We start from the raw sequence: 19,260 nt of genomic DNA, 5'->3' as shown, positions 1-19,260 counted from the left end.
CCTCAGGATTTCGCCTCTTCTTGGTCGTGGCTGTGATCGTGATCATGATTGTGGTGATGGCCGTGATGTCCATGACTGTGATGGTGGTCATGGTGATCGTGATGATGGCTGTGATCGCCATCGGTGCCGATGCCGCGCACATGATGATGATGGCCTTCCTGCGGCAGACCCACCTTGTGCTCGTTGCCGACGATCTGCACCCGGTACTGACACATCTGGCAATTCATGTTCGGGCTGCCTTTTTCGATTTCATCCAGACGATCGGCGAAGGTGTCGAGAATCAGCGGGTGGTCATTGAGGTAAGGCGCTTTCACCACTTTCACCTCGGGGTGCTCAGCCTGATAGCTGTCGGCCCAGTCGTAGATCTTTTTCACCAGACGTCCGGTAAACAGGAAGTAGGGGAACACGATGACCTGCTTGAAGCCCAAGCCGTGCGCGCGCTTCAACGCATCGGGAACCAGAGGCGTGGTGACGCCGCTGTAGCAGGTGATGGCCCAGCCGAAGCCCATGCCTTCCTCCAGCATACGCGTGATTTTGCTGATGTTGGAGTTGGCGTCTGGGTCGGAAGCGCCGCGGCCCACCACTACCAGAAGGGTGTCCTGACGAGAGTAGCCTTCGCCGAACTCCGGCTCCGCTTCTTCGATGCGGTCGCGGGCGGCGCGCAGCATGTTGGGGTTCACACCCAGTTCTGCGCCGTAGTGGATACTGACGCCTTCGAACTCTCTTTGCAGAGTGTTGAGCTCGCTGGGAATGTCGTTCTTGGCGTGGCCCGCCGCCATCAGCATGCCGGGAATGGCGCTGATGCGGGTGGCGCCCTGTTTCACCAGTTCATCCACGCCGTCGGCGATGACCGGACGGGCGAACTCCAGAAAACCGGTGGCGCAAAGGCGGTCCGGAAAGCGTTCGCGAAAATGTTTGGTCAGCTGATGAAACTGCTCCACGGCTTCGTTATCGCGTGAACCGTGGCCGACAAATAGGATGGCGGGTTTATCGCTGTTGGACATGATCGTTTTCCTCTCGTGTGCTGTCTCGGGCGCAGGAAGGCCCGCTATCAGAGTGTTTGTTATAGGTTTGATCCAGTGGGCTAAGCGGGAGCGTCATGGCGGCGCAGTGCTCAATAAAGCGCTCCAGATCGTCAAACTCCCGTGTCGCCGTCGGTGTCGGCGGACGCCGCAGCATGAACACCGGCAGGCCGCGCTCCGCGGCGACCTGCAGTTTCGCTTCAGTGGCTGCGCCGCCGCTGTTTTTGCAGACCAGGGCGTCCACGCTGAAGGCGTCGAACAGGTTTCTTTCTTCTTGCAGCGCGAACGGCCCTCGCGCCTGTATGAAATCAATATCGTTGCGTGACGCCAGCGTACCGGGCGCCGGCAACGCGGAGCGGATGAGCCAGCGTTGTTCCGCCGGCAGTCCCTGAGACTCCGCCTGCGTCAGCAATGGAAAGGCGCTGCGTCCCAGGGTGAAAAACGGTCGTCGATAATCTTCAAGTCGGTGCAACAGATCGTCGCCGCCGTCTGTTTCAATCCAGCGATCCTGTGGTCCCGGCCGCCAGGGCGGACGTTGAAAGCGCCAGCAGGGAATCTCGCAGCGCTGCGCCGCACGGACGGCGCTGGAAGAAATCGTCGCGGCGTAAGGGTGAGTCAGGTCCGCCACCGCCGTGATCTGATGGTCGCGGAGGTAGTTCGCCAGGCCGCTGACGCTGTCTTCGCCGAAACGCGCAAAGCCGCCGCTGATAATCGGGTAGGGGGCCTCGTGGCGCTCCAGTAGTCCCGCGAGGCTGTAAACCAGCGGAACGCCCTGAGCGTGCAGTCGGTCTGCGCAGAGTTTGGCGTCACGTACGCCGCCAAGTATCAGCAAAGTCATAAGTCTTCTCCCGCGTAGGCGCCCACCGGCAGGCCCTGACGATCGATCGCCACCACTTCCAATTGCATGCTGTTATGCATGGTGTAGGCGGCTTTTTCCCAGGCGCGACGGCAGATCAGATCGCCCAGAGGCAGATCGCCAGCCAGACGCAATGCTTCGATACTGGTGTTGGCGGCGCGCATGGCGGCCAGGGTATTCGGCGTGGCGCCCAGTGACCCGGCGGCGTCGGCGATAAAGTCCAGGTCTATTTCTGAGGCCTTGCTGTGCAGATCCAGATGTCCGCAGGCGAGTTTGCTGATCTTGCCGAAACCGCCCACGATGGTGAGCCGGCGCAGCGGTGAGCGGCGCAGATACTTCAGCAGGGCTCCGGCGAAGTCGCCCATTTCGATCAGCGCCATGTCCGGCAGGTCGTAGTGACGGCGCGCGTAATCTTCGCTGGCGTTGCCGGTGCAGGCGGCGATGTGGTCGTAACCGTTGGCGCGGGCCACGTCCACGCCCTGATGAATGGACGCGATATAGGCGGAGCAGGAAAACGGCCGCACAATGCCAGTGGTTCCCAGGATGGAAAGTCCGCCCACGATGCCCAGACGCGGGTTCATGGTTTTCTGCGCCAGGGCGGCTCCGTTCTCCACGCCGACCGCCACATCAAAGGCGCCGTTGTAGGCGCACTCGTCCGCCAGTTCCAGCAGATGCTCGCGAATCATGCGGCGCGGAGTCGGGTTGATGGCGGGTTCGCCCACCGCCAGAGACAGACCGTCGCGGGTGACTGTGCCGACGCCGTCGGCGGCGGAGAAGCGTACTTCTCCCGCGCCGGTTCCCAGGCTGGCGATGACGAACACCTGGGCGCCATGGGTGACGTCGGGATCGTCGCCGGCGTCCTTAACCGTGGCGGCGTAAGCGCTATACACGTCGAGACGGCGGCATTCGGCGATGGGCAGACGCACTTTCCTGCCTTTCGGCAAAGTGACTTCGCATTCGTCGCAGGATTTTCCGGTCAGCAGCAGGCGGGCGGCGGCGAGGGCGCAGGCGGTGGCGCAGGTCCCGGTGGTCAGACCTGTGCGCAGCGGCTGTTGGCGTTCGGGGCTCTCCCGCCACATGCCTCAGACTTCCGTGGGGCCTGGCCGGAACAGGTTGGCCACGGCGCCGGGATTGGAAGGGAAGAACAGGTGCAAATAGGTGGCGGTCAGGCCTTTGCTGCGCACGATGACCTCGCCGGGAGCAGGATGGCGCTGACGGCGGCCATAGGCGATGGGCGGCAGGGTTCCATGGCTGCGGGAGTGATGATGGGCGTGAGCGCGCACGTCGCCTTCCGGTAGCGGCGCCGTCTGCATACCCTGACAACCGCGCTTGGCGCGCATTTCACCGGCTCCGGGAATAAGTCCGGCCATGGCGAAAATACGATCTTGCTGATCGGTGAGGGTTTCCTGCGCATACAGCATGCCGCCGCATTCAGCGAGCATCGGTCGGCCGTCCATAAAAAAACGTTTCAGCGCCGCTTTCATGGCCTGATTGGCGGACAGGCGCTCGGCATGTAATTCCGGATAGCCGCCGGGCAGCCATAAGGCGTCAGCCGGCGGCGGCTCGCTGTCCTCCAGGGGAGAGAAGAACAAAACCTCCGCGCCCATCTCCTGCAACAAACGCAGGTTGGCGGCGTAGATAAAGCTGAACGCCGCATCCCGGGCGACGGCGATGCGCGCGCCAGCGAGCATGGGCCTGACGGCGGGCAGCAGCGCCGGCTTGAACGTCGCGGTGGCGGGCAGGTTGGCCAGCGGCGTATGGGCGATGGCGGCGGCGGCCTGATCCAGGCGCTGTTCCAGTCCCTGTTGCTCATAAGGCTGCACCAGACCCAGATGCCGCTCCGGCAGGGCGATGGCGTCGTCGCGAAATATTCCGGCCAGCAGGGGAACCTGCGACGGCAGGCTCTCAGCGATGAGCGACAGGTGCCGCTCACTGCCGAGGGCGTTGGCGATGATTCCCACGCACTGAAAGTCGCGACGGTAATTGGCGAGTCCATAGGCCACCGCGGCGGTAGTCTGCGCCATGCCCTTGGCGTTGATCACGACGGCGACGGGAAGGTTGAAGCGGGCCGCGAGGTCGGCGCTGCTGGGCTCGCCGTCCAGTAAGCCCATGGCGCCTTCGATCAGGATTAAATCGGCTTCGCGGGCGGCGCGGTAGAGCTGATCGCGGCAATATTCCTCACCCGCCATCCACAAATCCAGCGGCTCCACCGGCGCCCCGGACGCAATCTGCAAAATCTGCGGATCGAGATAATCCGGGCCGGTCTTGAAGACGCGCACCTTACGTCCCTGGTTGCGATGATAACGCGCCAGAGCGGCGGTGACGGTGGTTTTACCCTGGCCGGAAGCCATGGCGGAAATAAACAGAGCGGGACAACGGGCCTGCATCAGTGCGCTTTCTCCATCAATCTTCACTCATAACTAAAATTCGATACCCGCTTGCGCCTTCACGCCCAAACGGAAAGCGTGCTTTTCATCCTGCACCTGACTGATGGTGTCGGCGATGTCCTGCAACTCCGTCGCCATGGTGCGCCCGGTGATCATCACGTTTTGATGCTGAGGGCGGCGTTGCAGCGCCTTGACCATGGGCTCCACCGGCAGGTAGCCGTACTTGACCATGTAGCTCAACTCGTCGAACAGCAGGAAATCATAGCTGCCGTCGGTCAGCAGTTGCTCCGCCAGGGCCCAGGCCTGACGGGCGGCGGCGATGTCCTGCTCGCGATCCTGGGTTTCCCAGGTGAAGCCATGCCCCATGACGTGAAAGTCCACGCGGGGATGGTCTTTGAAAAACAGAAATTCGCCGGTGGCGTCTCTGCCTTTGATGAATTGAATCACCGCGCAGCGATGGCCGTGGCCGAGTGAGCGCGCCATAGTGCCGAAGGCGGAACTGCTTTTGCCTTTGCCATTGCCCTTGAGCAGGATAAGCACGCCGCGCTCTTCCTGGGCTTGCGCGATGCGCTCGTCAATGATGCGCTTCTTGTTGGCCATGCGACGGCGGTGTTTTTCGTTTTCGTCCAGCATCAGTCGTATCTCCGGGGCGTTAGTGTTCCAGGGCGGCGCGCACGGCGGCCAGCGGGGCGTAAGCGGCTCCGAGGCGTTGCGCCAGTTGTCGGCAGCGATTAAGTCTGACGGCGGTCTGTTCGGTATCCACCACCCACAGGGGCGAACCCCAAATCAGATCGTCCAGCGGATCGCGGCTGCGCCCGTCAGTCAGCAGCAACGTACGGCAGGTCAGATGCGGGTTGGCGCGGGTCTGTCGCGCCAGCAGTTGGCGCGCATGCAGCAGCGCCTGTCGCAGCGGCGTACCGCCGCCAGCGGGAAGTTCGTTGAGCAGGGCGGCGATATCTTTGGGGGCGCGTCGGCAGGGTATCACCCACTCCGTGCGCTGCGCGCCAAACGCCAGCACGGCCAGTTTCTCCCGCGCCAGGTAGGCCTGTCGGGCCAATCCCAGAATCACCCCTTTCGCCTGCGCCAGCGCGCGTTGACTCAGGGTGGAGGCGGAGGTGTCCAGCAGGACGCAGTTCAGGGTGTCGCGACTGTGGCGACGGGGTTGATAGCGTATTTCGCGCAACCCGTCGTCCCGATTGTCGGGGTGGACGAGCGTGGCGAACCAGTCCGGCCGTGAGGACAGCGCCTGCCAGCTGCGTTGCGCGCGACCGAGGGCCGAACCTTGTCGTTGTTCCGCGCCGCCGCGCTGTGTGTCGCGACGAGAGGACGGAGAACGTAGCGTTGGGATCTCGGGCAGTTGTGGCGTCACAGGCTTGTCCGCCGCCATCCGTTGCGGCGGCATGCCCCCCCAGTCGCCGGCGGTTCCGGAAGATGACGAAGAAGATGAATCTCCTCCACTGTTGGCGCTTCCGCCACCTTGAGGGGGCGCGGCGCCAGTGGGGGGAGGGGGTGTGTCCTGATGTTTGGCGCGATGGCTAAGCGCGAACGAACGCGTCGCCGCTACGTCTTCCACGCTGACCTCGTCGCGTCCGTTCCAGGCGGCGTGGGCGATGGCGGCGCGGCGCCAGCAAATGTCCGCGCGCACGCCTTCTACGCTGGCGGCGAGGCATTGGCTGGCGATATCCCGTTGTATATCTGTTGGGCAGAGAACCTGCGGCAGGCGTTCGCGGGCGGCGGCGATGCGGCTTTTCAGCTCTCGTTGCGCATCGCGCCATTGCGCCCGAAACGCGTTGCGATCCTGTTCGAAGGCCAGACGCCGCTCCACAATAGCCATGCGCTGTTCCACGTCATAGGTTTCATCCAGCGTGACCGCGAGACCGAAACGGTCCTGTAGCTGCGGACGCAGTTCGCCTTCATCCGGGTTCATGGTGCCGATCAGAATAAACTGCGCCGGATGGCTGTGACTGAGGCCGTCCCGCTCGACAAAGTTCACGCCCGAGGCCGCCGTGTCGAGCAGGGCGTCCACCAAGGGGTCGGGCAGCAAATTGACTTCATCAATATAAAGCACGCCGCCGTGAGCTTTGGCCAACAGGCCGGGGTTAAACTGCACGCGTCGCTCGCCCATAGCCTGTTGCAGGTCAATGCTGCCGATCAGGCGCTCTTCCGAAGCGCCCAGGGGCAGAGTGACGAATTTGTCCGCCGCTTCCGGCAGCAGATCCGCCAGTCCCCGCGCCAGTGTCGATTTGGCGGAGCCGCGCGGACCGCTGATCAAGACGCCGCCCAGATGAGGATTGATGGCGGCGAGCAGCAATGCGGTTTTCAGCGGCTGCTGGCCGACAACCGCGGCGAAAGGGTAGGCGGCGGGGGCAGCCTGGGCGGCGACGTCCATTGACTCAGCGCGCCTGCAGCGCAGCGTCCTGGCTGCTCCAACGACGCAGGAACCAGGCGCAGGCCAGCCCGACGATCACCCAGAACAACGCGTTGGTCAGGGTGGCGGCGGTGATGAATTGATGATGCAGCATCTGTAGCGCTTGCAGAGCCTGTGGGTTGGCGGCGGCGAACTCCGGCGCATTGGCGTGCGGCGCGCCGACCAGGTGGGGAATAATCAGCAGAGGCAGTCCGCCCAGCTTTTTCCATCCCGGCGCGAACGCCAGCAAAGCGAACCCGATAGCGGTGACCAAGGCGGTGGCGATCCACCACAGCTGGCGATTTTCCAGCGCGGCGGCCTGCATACCGGGAATCTCCGGCGGCAGTCCCAGGGCGGGAGCGACAAAGAACACGCCATAGCCCGCCAGTCCCCACACTAATCCCGCGCCCCAGCCTGCGCCGCTTTTGCCGCTGAGTCTGGCGGCGTACATACAGGCCAGCATCAGGGCGCTGAAGCCGATACCGGCGAGCACGTTGGCAAGCAGGGTATACAGGGTGCGCTCCAGGCCGTCTTCCGGGGCCCAGGCGTCTTCGTCATGATGATGGCCGCCAGCTTCGGCGCCGCCGTGGTCGTGCTCATGATGGGCGTCCGCCGCCGCATGCTGGTGATCTTCCATTACGACCGGCTCAGGCTCCTCGCCGCCTTCGTAGGTTTCCGCCTCCAGAATGATACTGGTGACCTGGGAGTGTTGTACGGCGCTCAGCAGGCCGCCAGCCAACAGGCCGACCAGCAGCGACGCCAGGATAATACGCTGAAATAACATGTCTCTTCCTCATGCGATGCGTCGTCGTGCGTGTCTTAAAACCTGTGCGGAGTTGACGCGGACGAACGGACGTCAGGCCCTGTAGGAGCCAGGAGAATCAGTATTTTTTAGTGACAGGGGAAGGCAAACGCATGCCGGGTGTCGTGGGCGGCGTTGTGAGCCGCATCCATGGACAGAAAACCCACTGCGAACAGAATCAGTCCGCCGAAACACATGGCGCCGATAAGTTGTAGCGCTGCGTTATTGGAAGCCAGCAATGGAAGAGAGAGATTTTTAGTTTGCATGATCTGCGCACCTACCCGTACGAACTGCAGTGGATAAAGCAAGGCCGGTCTCCGGGCTTACGAAAGGTCGAAGCATTTTCGACACAACATTTGCGCCTTCCCATGTCAAAACTGACGACACAGTGGCGTTGGCAAATTACTTTCGATTACCGTTGCGGGGGCAGCACTGGATTAGCGTAACGCGCACCAGATTTCCCGATTATCTCGCGGTCGAGCACCTTGGTCAGCGGGATATGCTATTGGCTGAATGCGGGGGAAGTCAACAAGTTAGCGGGTTGCAATGCGCGTGGACCATGGTGAGAATAGGTCGCCTCATCATGAGCCTGGCGCATACCGACCGATGGAAACATTGCTGATTCTTGTCCTCGCCCTGAGTTTCGACGCCCTGCTGGGAGAACCGCGCCGGCTGCATCCCCTGGTTGGCTTCGGGCGTTACGCCGGCTGGGTGGAAGGGGGCATCCGCATCGCCGACTTCTCTGCGCCAACGATGCGCGCGCTTGGCGCGGCGGCGTTGACGGCCGCTATTCTGCCCTGGACGGCGTTCGCCTGGCTGGCGGGCGAGTGGAGTGAATCTTCCGCCTGGGTGCGTATCCTTTTCTCCGCTTTCGTACTCTATCTCGCTATCGGCTGGCGCAGTTTGCTGGATCATGCGCGCAGGGTCGCCGCGCCGTTGCGCAGGCATGACGCGGACGCGGCGCGGCGCAGCTTGTCCATGATCGTCAGCCGCGACACGGCGGGACTGAGCGAGGAGGAAATCGCCTCCGCCGCCACGGAATCGGCCCTGGAGAATGGCAACGACGCCATCTTCGCCGCGATCTTCTGGTTTCTGGTCGCAGGCATTCCCGGCGTGGTGTTGTATCGTCTCAGCAATACGCTGGATGCAATGTGGGGCTATAAGAATGCGCGTTATGTGAATTTTGGCTGGGCGGCGGCGCGATTGGACGATGTCCTCAACTGGATTCCCGCCCGCCTGACCGCCTTCAGTTACGCCTGTTGCGGCGCCATGGACAGCGCCCTGCAATGCTGGCGCGCTCAGGGCGCACACTGGAAAAGCCCCAATGCGGGACCGGTAATGGCGGCGGGCGCAGGCGCGCTGCGGGTGCGGCTCGGCGGCGCGGCGACTTATCACGGCAGCCTGCAACAACGGCCGTTGCTGGGCTGCGGCGACGCCGCCTCGGCGCAATCCATCGAAGGCGCCTGTGCGCTCATCAATCGCGCTCTGGCATTGTGGACGGCGACGGTCGCCTTGGGAGCATGCGCGCTGTGGCTGTGGGGAGCGGTTTGAATGAACGGGAACGACTTCGATAACGGGGCCGGCCATGCGGGCCCTCAGGCGGAAGAGCCGGTTCCCGTCCATGGCGGCGACCTGGGAAAGTACAGTCAACTCTACGGCATTGACCCTGATGACTGGCTGGATCTGTCCACCGGCGTCAGTCCGTTTCCGTACCCATTGACGAGCATTCCGGCGCAAGTCTTTCGGCGTCTGCCTTATTTCGATCCGGCGCTGCAACAGGCCGCCAGCGCTTATTACGGGACGGATTCCCTGCTGGCGATTCCCGGCGCGCAATGGGCGATTCAGCATCTGCCCGCCTGCTGCGCGCCCGGCGCAGCGGCGCTGCCGGACGTCGGTTATCGCGAGCATGAGCATCACTGGCGTCGTCAGGGTTTCAACATCGTCCACTATCCTGCGGGGGATCTGGCGGGGGCGGCGGCGCGTCTGGCGCAGACAGAAAACTTGCGCGTGCTGGTGGTGATTAATCCGAATAACCCCGCCGCCCGTACGACGCCATTGGCGACGCTGCGTGAGTTGGCGCAGGGACTGCAAACTCGCGGCGCGGTGCTAGTGGCGGATGAAGCCTTCGCCGATGCGGAGGCGGATTCCAGCCTGCTGGGCGAGACCTTGCCGGAGAACGTCGTTGTGCTGCGCTCCTTCGGCAAATTTTTTGGCTGGCCGGGAGTGCGTTTGGGATTTGTGGCGGCCGCGCCTTACTGGCTAGCGGCGTTGCAGCGCCAGCTTGGTCCCTGGACGGTGAACAGCGCCGCGCAATATGTGGCGACGCGGGCGCTGCGCGATGAGGCCTGGATTGTCGCCATGCGCGATAAACTGGCGCGAGTGAGCGAGTCATTGCAGGACCTGTTGTTGGCGCAGCCAGCCTTGAAGACAGCGCTTGAATGCCGCCGCACGTCGTTGTTTGTTTCCGTGTTGACGACAACCGCGCAGGCCGAGCGGATTTTCCAACGTTGCGCGCAGCGGGGAGTGCTGATCCGCCTGTGGCGGGTGAATGCCGAGCTGGCGTACTTACGGTTTGGACTTTTTGACTTGGAGGACGCTGGTCTCGCAGGGAGACTGACCGCCGCCCTCGATAACAAATAAGGCAATTCATGACAGACAGCGGCTTTTCCCCTGAAGAAAGACAGGCGGTGTATCGCGCCATCTATGAGCGACGCGATATGCGTCATTTCCTGCCGGACCCGGTGGACGACGCGACGTTGGAGCGCATTCTGCAGGCGGCGCATCATGCTCCCAGCGTGGGCTTCATGCAGCCCTGGCGCTTTATTCGCGTCACCGAACCCAGTTTGCGCCGGGATATCGCCGCCACGGTGGAGAAAGAGCGCTTGCTGACGGCGGAGGCGCTGGGCGAACGCGGGCAAGAGTTCATGCGTCTGAAAGTGGAAGGCGTGCGTGAGTGTCCGGTATTGCTGGTGGTGATGCTCACGGATCGCCGCGAAAAATATATCTTTGGCCGTCGCACCATGCCGGATATGGACCTGGCCTCCGCCAGCTGCGCGATTCAAAACCTCTGGCTGGCGGCCCGCTGCGAAGGCGTCGGCATGGGGTGGGTGTCGTTGTTCGATCCCGGCGAGTTAGCCGCGTTGCTGCAATGTCCGGTGGGCAGTGAGCCCATCGCCATTCTGTGTCTGGGACATGTGGACAAATTTTACGACGCGCCCATGCTGCAACAGGAAAACTGGAGTCAGCGCAAGGTCTTGGAGGAACTGGTCTGGTTCAACCAGTGGGGCGGCGCGGGATGACGGAATTACAATAAATAACATTTTCTCATGACTGGAAGGCGTCTCCAACGTCGCTCCCTGGATCGCACTGAAATTGGATTGGCGTCGTCTCAGTAACATTGAATTGAGACGAGCTAAACTCTGAGATCCATAACTAAAAAGGAGTGGGATCATGGGATTGGGATGTAAAAGAGATGGCGGTACTGCAATGGTTTACCGCATGAGTTGGGATGGCAAGTTCTCTGAGAGTGAAACCAATGTCGGCGGCCCCTGGCCGAACGGCGTGGTGAAGGTGTTCGCGCCGGAGGGGCTGGACAGGGAATATGTGCAGATTGTGCGAACGACATTCCGTCGCTGGGAGCACTGCGTTCTGGAATATTGGGGCGTCCAGTTGATCAAGTTCGTAGAAGTCGGCGCGGCTGGCAATGGCGTGGCCACACTCAATTTCGCCAGCAACTCCGCGGATATCGGATATTTCCCCGGCGCCAGCACCAAGCTGGGAGTCTATGGCAAAGCCAATATCAAGTCGCTGCCCCATGAAGTAGGGCACGCCCTGGGGCTGGCCCATGAGCATGAGCGCGACGATGCGCCAGACAGTGTGCTCAATACCTGGGGCGCTAACAAAATGGCGCTGGACGCCTACAAGCTGAACAAGCGCAACAGCACCCGTAAATTTGAAACCTATGGCACAGATTTCGACCCCAAATCCATCATGATGTATGCGGATCAGGCGGCGGGTCTGATGGACTCGGTCGACAACACCCGTTACGGCGGCTGCAAGATTGATCCCGGTCATGTTGTCAGCGGCGATTGGAACCCCAGTATGGGCGATCTGGAAGTGCTTGGCCGCATCTACCGCCACTATTCGACGATTTAAATTCCCCGTTATGCGGCGCTTTGGCGGCAACGCTAGAGCGCCCGGACTGACTCCCGCTCAATAATTTTGTGCGGGATGATCACGCTGTCGGCTTCCAGGGTTCCGGCGGCGGACATGTCCAACAGCATTTCCGCCGCACGACTGCCCATGGCGAACAACGGCTGATGCAGCGCGGTCAGCGGCGGCGTCGCCATTTCCGCGATGCGGGTGTCGTCGTAGGCGATAATCGACAGATCATCTGGGATGCGGACGCCATGGCGGTAGGCGCAGGATAGCGCGCCCATCGCCAGTTCGTCGCTGGCGGCGAACACGGCGCTGAACTGGCCGGGCTTGTCCCGCAGTAACCCTTCCATACACAGCGCGCCGCTGTGAAAGCCGAAAGACTCAAACTCCGCCCGATAGCGAATCAGCGACTCATCCACGCTGAGCCCATGGTCCCGCAACGCCTGAACATAACCTTCTATGCGGGGCGCCCCGGCGATGAGGTCGGCGCGATCGCCGCTGATCATGGCGATGCGGCGGTGGCCTTTGTCGATGAGGTGGCAGACGGCGCTGTAGGCGGCCTGTTTGTCATCCACCTTCACGTAGGGGAAGGGATAGGAGTAGGACAGAGTGGAAATCAGCACGACAGGCAGATTCAGGCTCAATAGCGCTTTGCTTTTTTCCGGCGTCATGTACTCGCTGACCGCCAGCACGCCGTCCACCTGTTTCTCTTTCAACGTCCGCACGTATTCCTGGGAGCGGTCGCCGGAATAATTGGTGTTGCAGACAATGACGCTGTAGCGCTGCTCTTTGGCTACGGACTCAATGCCCTTGAGGATCTCCGCCGCCAGCATCCCCGAGACGTCCGGCAGCATGACGCCGATGGTGTGGGTCTTTTTGCTCACCAGCCCCCGCGCCACGGCGTTGGGTCGAAAGCCCATTTCGTCGATGGCGGACAATACTTTTTTGCGGGTGTCGTTGGAGTATCCGCCCAGCCCATTGATGACCCGGGACACCGTGGCGATGGACACGCCGGTGCGTCGGGCGACGTCTTTGATGGTGGTTTTCATGGCTGTAAATCCCCATTAAAAGCCTGTGTTTTACTCTGTTGACGTAAACGTTTACGTTCCATAGCATCCGCTTAAAATCGAGTAAGAAGCGAGATTTTTCGTATTTATATAGAAAATCAGGCTTGGTTTGAAATCATTTTAGTTAATCGTTTATGTTCAAGCAGATGAGGTGCGACCCATGGCGGAAAGTTATGCATTGCAAGGGCGAACGCAGCGTTCGGATTGGAGCGACGGCGGCGTGATTTATCAGATTTATCCGCGCAGTTTTTGCGATTCCAACGGCGACGGCGTCGGGGATCTGAACGGCATTACGGAAAAGCTGGACTACATCGCCAGCCTGGGCGTAGACGCCGTGTGGATTTCGCCGTTCTTCAAGTCTCCCATGAAGGACTTCGGCTATGACGTGGCGGACTACTGCGACGTCGATCCTATCTTCGGAACACTGGCGGACTTTGACCGCATGTTAGCGGCGATGCATGAACGGGGGTTGAAACTGCTGATCGATCTGGTTCCCTGCCATACCTCCGATGAACATCCCTGGTTCCAGGAAAGCCGCTCCGACCGCAGCAATGCCAAGGCGGACTGGTACGTGTGGCGCGACCCCAAACCGGACGGCAGCCCTCCCAACAACTGGCGCGCGCATTTTGGCGGACCTTCCTGGACCTGGGACGGTCGCCGCGCCCAGTACTATCTGCATCACTTCCTGCCGGGCCAGCCCAACCTGAACTACCGAAATCCGGCCGTGACGGAAGCCATGCTGGCGCAGGCGGAGTTCTGGTTCAAGCGGGGCGTGGACGGCCTGCGCATCGACGCCATCGCCACCCTGGCGTATGACCCTGAACTGACGGATAACCCAGCGAGGGATCTGGACGATCCATTCCGGCAATCCGCCGCGGCGCGGGCCAACCCGTTTCATTTGCAGCACCACCGGCATTCCTTCAATCAGCATGATGAGGTAGTGACGTTTCTGACCCGTCTGCGGGCGTTGGCGGATCGCTATGACGGCCGCTTTCTGCTGGGAGAAGTGGGCGGCGACGGTATGGCGGTGAGCGCTCAATACACGGCGGGGGAGGATCGCCTGCAGTCCTGCTACAATTTTTCCCTCCTGGGCGCGCCCATCAGCGGCCGGGTGGTGAAAGACATTGTGGCGGCGGTGCTGGCGGAAGTCGGTCCCGGCAAGCTGACTTTCGCCGTGGGCAATCACGATGTGATGCGGGTGACCTCGCGCTGGGCGGCGGAGGCGACGCCTGCTCAGCAAAAAACGCTGGCGAAAACCGCGCTGACCTTGCTGATGACGCTGCCGGGCAAAGCCTGTGTGTATCAGGGCGAAGAGTTGGGTCTGACCCAGGCGGACCTGCCTTATGAACTGTTGCAGGACCCGGAAGGCATTAATGGCTGGCCGCACGCCAAAGGCCGCGATGGCTGCCGCACGCCGATGCCCTGGCGCGACGACGCTCCCTGCGGCGGCTTCAGCGCGGGACAAAGTTGGCTGCCGTTGCCGGATGAGCATCTGGCCGCAGCGGCGAACCGGCAGGAAGATGAGGCGGACTCGGTGTTGCGTTATGCCCGGCAGGCGCTGGCGCTGCGTAAGGCGCGGGCCGAGCTGCGGCGGGGACGAGCGGAGTTGCTGAACGCTCCGGATGAGTTGTTTGGGATTTTGCGGGCGGAAGGCGAAACTCAAGTATTAGGGATATTTAACCTCTCTCCTCAGGCGCAGACGTTTGCGTTGCCCGGCAATCGCTGGAGTGAACCGTTACTTCCGTCAGACGCGGTGATTTCTAATGGCGAGGTCATGCTTCCTGCCTTCTCCTGCTGTCTCCTGGAGAATGCGAAGTAGTTGGCGTCGAATCCGACATATAGGGTCGTACTGCTTGCGAGGATGAGCTTACCGCATCACCCAGCTCCGCTCTTGGAAGTACAAACAAGAGAGAAGCGGGTTTGATGCGGGAGAATCAACGCATAAAGGAGGACCCATTATGAAAACCCCGCTGATAGGATTGACGCTCATGCTGGAGGCCGGCGCTGTGCTGGCGCAGCCTCTCGCTACGGATATATATGGCCGCCCACTGGGCGATGATCGCCTGACTCCGCCCATGCTGGCCCCTCGCTTAGCCACCGTCGAAGCGATGAAATTCACCGCCGAGGAAGGCTCGGGATTCACGGTCGGCGCCGCCTACAAACCCGGCAAAACCTGGATCGACGCCGTCGGTTTTGGCGACGTGGACGGTGACGGCGACATGGAGCTGGTGGCGGTTTCTTCTTTTTACTTCGATGCAGAAAACGACTACAGCGTTTTTGTCTTTCATCCCACCTCCGCCGGTCTTGGCGAACCCACTCGCATCGGCTATCAAGCCACCGGCAACCGTAACGGACTGTCTATCGCCGATCTGGATGGCGACGGCGCAGAAGAGATTATTGTCGGTCATGCTCAGGGCCTGAGCGTTCTCACTCATGACGGCGCGGGCGGTTTCCAGACCTCTCTGGTCGGCTCTGCGGCAGCGGACACACTGGATGCAGTGGATATCAACCGGGATGGTATTCCAGATCTGATCGGGCTGCCCTGGTCCGCGCCAGCGACGCAGTATTTCGGCGCTGGCGACGGCTCCGTCGCTTATCAAACCACCTTGGCCACCAATGCCAGCGGTTATAACGATCAGGCGCTGGGAGACTTCAACCACGATGGGGCGATGGATCTGGCGATTATGTCCGGGCAGGGCTCCGGACCGGATTTTTCACTGCATTTGCATGACGGGGCCGATGCGTTTACTGCCGCCGCGCCTTTCTATCTGGACCTGAACGACAGCGCCAGCGGCATCGCTTCCGGCGACTTCAATGGCGATGGTCGGGATGATCTGGCGATCGCCAGAGGGCGCAACTCGCCAACGTATCTCTGGGTCTATTTGCAAAACGCCGCCGGCGCCATGGATACGCCGGTACAGCTGACCTCCCACGACATTCCAGAAACCCTGCGCGCCGTGGATCTGGACGGCAATGGATACGATGACATTCTGGTTTTACACGGCGGTTGGAACACCTTGGGCGTGTATCTGAACGGACCGGATGGTTTGGGTGAGGAAATCCGTGTGAGTATTCCCTATGCAAGCCACTATGATCCGGAAGGACTGGCGGTGGCGGACACGGACGGCGACGGCTGCCCGGATATGATCGCCATCGCCGACTATAACCATGGCGTGGCGCCGGTGACGTTCAAACTCTGTGAAACGCCGCCGCAGCCGACTACAGGTTCGTTTGAAGGGAGCATTGGCTGGGAGCCGGTTTACCACGAAGTGACGGTGTCCGGCGGGAAGATCGACGCGCAACTGCGCTTCTCCGGCAGGCGCAACGATATGGATCTGTACTTGTACAACCCCGATGGCGCGCTGGTGGCCAGCGCCGCCACTAACGAAGCGCCGGAAAAGCTCAGCTATGACACGGAAGGCGTTGTGGGAACCTATAAGTTCAAGATTGTGTCGAGAAAGTCTCGTGTGGCCAACTTCAGCCTGGATTATGTTTATCTGCCCTGAGAAGTAAGTCTGCAGGCTGACCGGAATACGCAAAAAAGGCGGGGTGTCCCGCCTTTGTTCGTGTTGCGTCTGATTGGTTGTCTTTAGTGGTGAATCAGAGCGACAACCAGTATTTGTCGGGAATATTGCTGGTGGCGTCGCTGAGAGATTTGTTCTCCTCAATGTGAAACACCTTGCGGCCTTCCATTTTCTGTAATGAGTCTTTCACCAATGGGTGATTGTTGAAGAATTCCAGGAAGGCGTCGTAATGGTCAGTGAAGGCGGTGTTCAGAACGTTAATCAGATCCTGGCGCTTGGGCGACACGAAATACAGCATGGGGAGTTTGTAGACCACCAGAATTTTGTCGTCCACCATCATGTTTTTGTCAGTGCAGACATAGTCCGCACCCAGATTGCAGCGTGACGCCAGCTCGCCATAAGGTTCAATAATGGAGCGTGGGAACAGGTCCGCCCTGCCGCCGTCGACCATTTTGAACAGGTTGTCGAACGTGGAGTTGGTCTGCATTTTGGTGAAACCGCCGCCCACCAGAATGGGGATGTCGCCCCAGCCCTGGCCTTGCACCACGCTGAACGCTTTTAACTGATCGAAGGTCATGTCTTTGGACAGCTTGGCGCTGGTTTCCTTGTTGGTGATGAACACCCGGTGACCCAGCAGGCCGCGCAGAATGGGGAAGCGGACCGGCGGCACCCGTTCTTCTATTTCCGCCGTGGCCCCCAGCCAGTCGATATCATAAGAACCATCCTTCAGCAGCATTTCCCGGCGGGTCTGCGCGCTGGAAGGTTGGAAGGAGATGAATTTAGCGTCGGTTCCGGTTTGCGCGACAAGAAACTTGAGCAATTCAAGCGCGTATTGATCCAGCGTAGAGCCCTCTCTCAGGGCGACATGGCGAATTTCCATCGTCTCTGCGCGAACGGAAACAGTGAAGACAGAGATCAATATGGCAATGAGGAAAGGTCTGATCATAGCTGTGCCTCGGCATGGATGTTAGATTTGTTTTAGATGTCGGCGATCATTCTTAGAAAAGTGTAGCAGGCGCACAGATTATTACCGCGGTTCTGTGTATCAGGGGCGTTCGATGTATTTTTAGTGGTAGGCTGTACAGGCATTTCGAATATTTTATTTATTTCGAATAATTCGTTTATACTATCTGGAGTAGATATAATTATTTGAATTAAAGAGGAGACAACCTATGGCGTCTAACGTCGTTCAGTTGCCAACGGCCCAGGACGTAGAGGAAGCGAAGCGATCAAGCAGGGCATTGGCAAAGTACGCCTCAGCTGATCGTGTACAGCTCAGTATCAAAGGTAGTAACAACGAGAAAGATGAAATTGTTTTGCCTGGCCCTGTAGTGCAATTGCTACTTAATATTCTGGCGGAAATGTCACGAGGAAATGCAATTAGCATCATGCCAATCCATGCGGAGTTAACAACTCAAGAGGCGGCTACCTTTCTCAACGTCAGCCGTCCATTTTTTGTGAAGTTACTTGAGAATCATCAGCTTCCGTTTCGTAAAGTTGGGTCTCATAGGCGTGTTCTTGCAAAAGACGTAATGGACTATAAAAGCAGCATAGACAAGCAAAGGTGTGATTCCCTCGATGAGTTAGCGGCGGTATCACAAAAATTAGGAATGGGGTACGACTTGGATTCGGAATAAATCATCATGGCTAGGTACTCTGTGATTCTTGATGCTTGCGTACTTTATCCTGCGCCTCTGAGAGACCTTTTTATGCGCTTGGCGATGGAGGATCTATTTATGGCAAGGTGGACGGACCTTATTCATGAGGAATGGATTAATGCGCTGATGAGACAGGGGAAGTTTTTGCGTGAGGACCTAGAGAGAATCAAGTGCTTGATGGATTCTCATGTTAGAGATGCAAAGGTCACAGGATTTGAGGGTTTAATAGAGTCTATCAGTCTGCCAGACCCTGATGACAGACATGTTGTTGCAGCTGCTATTCGCGCCGGAGCTGATGCGATTGTTTCTTTTAATTTAAAGGATTTTCCAACAAACGAGCTTGAAAAGTACGACCTAGAGGTTATTCACCCTGATGACTTTGTATGTTTTCAGTTGGAGTTAGCGCCTGGCGCAGCCTGTCAGGCAATCAAGCAGCAAAGGGAAGCTTTAAAAAATCCTCCAATTGATAAAGAAAAGTTTCTTGCAATTCTGCAAAAGCAACAGTTGCCACAAACGGTTAACATCCTGCGGCAATACACTTCTCTGATATGACTTAGCTACATGGGGGCATCATAGCTACTACTCCTCCTAAGAGTACTAGGGGCGTCATCACATTGATTTTCCTATCTTCTCAACTAGTCTTTTTTAGTAAAAAGTGAGCTAGGAGAGCTGCTTTCAGGAGGAAATCAGGGTGAAAAAACGTTTCCTATTGTGCCTTGTCTGCCTGACCCAGGCGGCGATGGCGAGTGAGCGCGATGTGGATTCGCTGTTTGAATATCTCAGGATCGGTCGCGATATACCCTTGTATGAAATGCCGCGGCCGCTGCGTCAGCGGCTGGAAGGTATTGCTGAGCAGGTGCGGGTCAGTCGCGAGGATGGGCTGATCATGGAGCGCAGCAGCTATACTGATCTGAAAGCCTATGTCGAAGACTTGCTGAGCGATCTGGACGTAGGCTCGGGGGCGGTTTATTTGTGTCCTCCTGTGGAAATATTCGCCCAGGGTGATCGGCGTATGCCTGATGGCCGCATACGTCGCGATACCGTGGGCCGCATCAATGTGACCGGCGATTGCCGCTGGTTCGGCGGCGGCGATAATGGCCAAAGCGGCTGGCTGGACATTGACCGGTTCTGGAGCTGCTCCGGCAATGTGCAGTACGACTATGGGCAGGCGTACTTTGAGGCGGGGGAAAAATCCGTCAGAGTGGCGGACACGGAGTATTTCTCGGTTTATCCCCAGGAAGAGAGCGACAATATCGTGGTGTATGGTCAGGTTTCACCCTCACGCTGCATACGCTGTTGTCCCTGACGCGCTCTGCGTATATTTCATCTGAGCGCGTCGCTGTTCACGACAGACGCACTGTTTTATCCTCTTGGTATGG

19 protein-coding genes and 1 riboswitch are annotated in these 19,260 nt (G+C 59.6%); of the genes, 9 read left to right on the top strand and 10 right to left on the bottom strand.

Going from position 1 to position 19,260, the window contains the following annotated elements:
• Positions 1-2: 2 nt before the first annotated feature.
• The 8 genes from HCH_RS29210 to HCH_RS29175 all read right to left on the bottom strand — a co-directional run bounded on the left by HCH_RS29210 (position 3) and on the right by HCH_RS29175 (position 7,740).
• Positions 3-1,004 (bottom strand): sirohydrochlorin chelatase, encoded by a 1,002-nt coding sequence (locus tag HCH_RS29210; RefSeq protein ID WP_011400166.1) that lies wholly within the window; start codon positions 1,002-1,004, stop codon positions 3-5.
• Positions 988-1,860 (bottom strand): precorrin-6A/cobalt-precorrin-6A reductase, encoded by an 873-nt coding sequence (locus HCH_RS29205; protein WP_011400165.1) that lies wholly within the window; start codon positions 1,858-1,860, stop codon positions 988-990. The genes HCH_RS29210 and HCH_RS29205 overlap by 17 nt, the downstream gene beginning before the upstream one ends.
• Positions 1,857-2,957, bottom strand: coding sequence for a cobalt-precorrin-5B (C(1))-methyltransferase (locus tag HCH_RS29200; RefSeq protein ID WP_011400164.1), 1,101 nt, complete (start codon positions 2,955-2,957; stop codon positions 1,857-1,859). Before HCH_RS29200 ends, HCH_RS29205 begins: the two co-directional genes overlap by 4 nt.
• A 3-nt stretch (positions 2,958-2,960) precedes the next feature.
• A complete protein-coding gene (locus HCH_RS29195) occupies positions 2,961-4,265 on the bottom strand; it encodes a cobyrinate a,c-diamide synthase (RefSeq protein WP_011400163.1) in 1,305 nt (434 codons plus the stop codon).
• A 33-nt stretch (positions 4,266-4,298) separates the two neighbouring features.
• Entirely contained in the window at positions 4,299-4,898 is a 600-nt protein-coding gene (gene cobO, locus HCH_RS29190) for a cob(I)yrinic acid a,c-diamide adenosyltransferase (protein WP_011400162.1), read from the bottom strand.
• A 19-nt stretch (positions 4,899-4,917) separates the two neighbouring features.
• Positions 4,918-6,654 carry an ATP-binding protein gene (locus tag HCH_RS29185; RefSeq protein ID WP_011400161.1) on the bottom strand — a complete coding sequence of 579 codons (1,737 nt, stop codon included), beginning with the start codon at positions 6,652-6,654 and terminating at the stop codon, positions 4,918-4,920.
• A 4-nt stretch (positions 6,655-6,658) separates the two neighbouring features.
• The gene (locus HCH_RS29180) at positions 6,659-7,456 is read right to left on the bottom strand and encodes a CbtA family protein (RefSeq protein ID WP_011400160.1); all 798 of its coding nucleotides are present in this window, start codon (positions 7,454-7,456) and stop codon (positions 6,659-6,661) included.
• Between the two features lie 107 nt (positions 7,457-7,563).
• A complete protein-coding gene (locus HCH_RS29175; RefSeq protein WP_083769893.1) occupies positions 7,564-7,740 on the bottom strand; it encodes a CbtB domain-containing protein in 177 nt (58 codons plus the stop codon).
• A gap of 24 nt (positions 7,741-7,764) precedes the next feature.
• A riboswitch (cobalamin riboswitch) is annotated at positions 7,765-7,977 on the bottom strand.
• Between the two features lie 103 nt (positions 7,978-8,080).
• Here HCH_RS29175 and cbiB point away from each other — a divergent pair.
• The 4 genes from cbiB to HCH_RS29155 all read left to right on the top strand — a co-directional run bounded on the left by cbiB (position 8,081) and on the right by HCH_RS29155 (position 11,629).
• Positions 8,081-9,025 carry an adenosylcobinamide-phosphate synthase CbiB gene (gene cbiB, locus HCH_RS29170; RefSeq protein ID WP_041599011.1) on the top strand — a complete coding sequence of 315 codons (945 nt, stop codon included), beginning with the start codon at positions 8,081-8,083 and terminating at the stop codon, positions 9,023-9,025.
• Positions 9,026-10,114: a threonine-phosphate decarboxylase CobD gene (gene cobD, locus HCH_RS29165; protein ID WP_011400157.1), complete on the top strand. Its 1,089-nt coding sequence runs from the start codon at positions 9,026-9,028 to the stop codon at positions 10,112-10,114.
• An 8-nt stretch (positions 10,115-10,122) separates the two neighbouring features.
• Entirely contained in the window at positions 10,123-10,773 is a 651-nt protein-coding gene (gene bluB, locus HCH_RS29160; protein ID WP_011400156.1) for a 5,6-dimethylbenzimidazole synthase, read from the top strand.
• A gap of 151 nt (positions 10,774-10,924) precedes the next feature.
• Positions 10,925-11,629, top strand: coding sequence for a M12 family metallopeptidase (locus HCH_RS29155; RefSeq protein ID WP_011400155.1), 705 nt, complete (start codon positions 10,925-10,927; stop codon positions 11,627-11,629).
• Positions 11,630-11,661: 32 nt separating this feature from the next.
• On the opposite strand, the gene HCH_RS29150 is transcribed toward HCH_RS29155, so the two are convergent.
• Positions 11,662-12,681, bottom strand: coding sequence for a LacI family DNA-binding transcriptional regulator (locus tag HCH_RS29150; protein ID WP_011400154.1), 1,020 nt, complete (start codon positions 12,679-12,681; stop codon positions 11,662-11,664).
• 178 nt (positions 12,682-12,859) lie between these two features.
• Between HCH_RS29150 and HCH_RS29145 the strand changes: the two genes are divergently transcribed.
• Positions 12,860-14,518, top strand: a complete 1,659-nt coding sequence (locus tag HCH_RS29145) for an alpha-amylase family glycosyl hydrolase (protein ID WP_011400153.1) — start codon at positions 12,860-12,862, stop codon at positions 14,516-14,518.
• Positions 14,519-14,657: 139 nt separating this feature from the next.
• Positions 14,658-16,205 carry an FG-GAP repeat domain-containing protein gene (locus tag HCH_RS29140; protein ID WP_011400152.1) on the top strand — a complete coding sequence of 516 codons (1,548 nt, stop codon included), beginning with the start codon at positions 14,658-14,660 and terminating at the stop codon, positions 16,203-16,205.
• Positions 16,206-16,299: 94 nt separating this feature from the next.
• Here HCH_RS29140 and HCH_RS29135 read toward each other — a convergent pair whose 3' ends face one another.
• Complete coding sequence (locus tag HCH_RS29135; protein ID WP_011400151.1) at positions 16,300-17,169, bottom strand: hypothetical protein; 870 nt, start codon at positions 17,167-17,169, stop codon at positions 16,300-16,302.
• A gap of 226 nt (positions 17,170-17,395) precedes the next feature.
• On the opposite strand from HCH_RS29135, the gene HCH_RS29130 reads away from it, so the two are divergent.
• From HCH_RS29130 to HCH_RS29120, 3 genes are all read left to right on the top strand, one after another.
• Positions 17,396-17,860, top strand: a complete 465-nt coding sequence (locus HCH_RS29130; protein ID WP_011400150.1) for a helix-turn-helix domain-containing protein — start codon at positions 17,396-17,398, stop codon at positions 17,858-17,860.
• Between the two features lie 6 nt (positions 17,861-17,866).
• Positions 17,867-18,433, top strand: coding sequence for a PIN domain-containing protein (locus HCH_RS29125; protein ID WP_011400149.1), 567 nt, complete (start codon positions 17,867-17,869; stop codon positions 18,431-18,433).
• 139 nt (positions 18,434-18,572) lie between these two features.
• Complete coding sequence (locus tag HCH_RS29120; RefSeq protein WP_011400148.1) at positions 18,573-19,187, top strand: hypothetical protein; 615 nt, start codon at positions 18,573-18,575, stop codon at positions 19,185-19,187.
• Positions 19,188-19,260 lie beyond the last annotated feature (73 nt).

Source organism: Hahella chejuensis KCTC 2396 (genome assembly GCF_000012985.1).
Taxonomy (GTDB): domain Bacteria; phylum Pseudomonadota; class Gammaproteobacteria; order Pseudomonadales; family Oleiphilaceae; genus Hahella; species Hahella chejuensis.
Note: the sequence above shows the minus strand (reverse complement) of the source record. Positions and strands in the feature narration are given on the sequence as shown.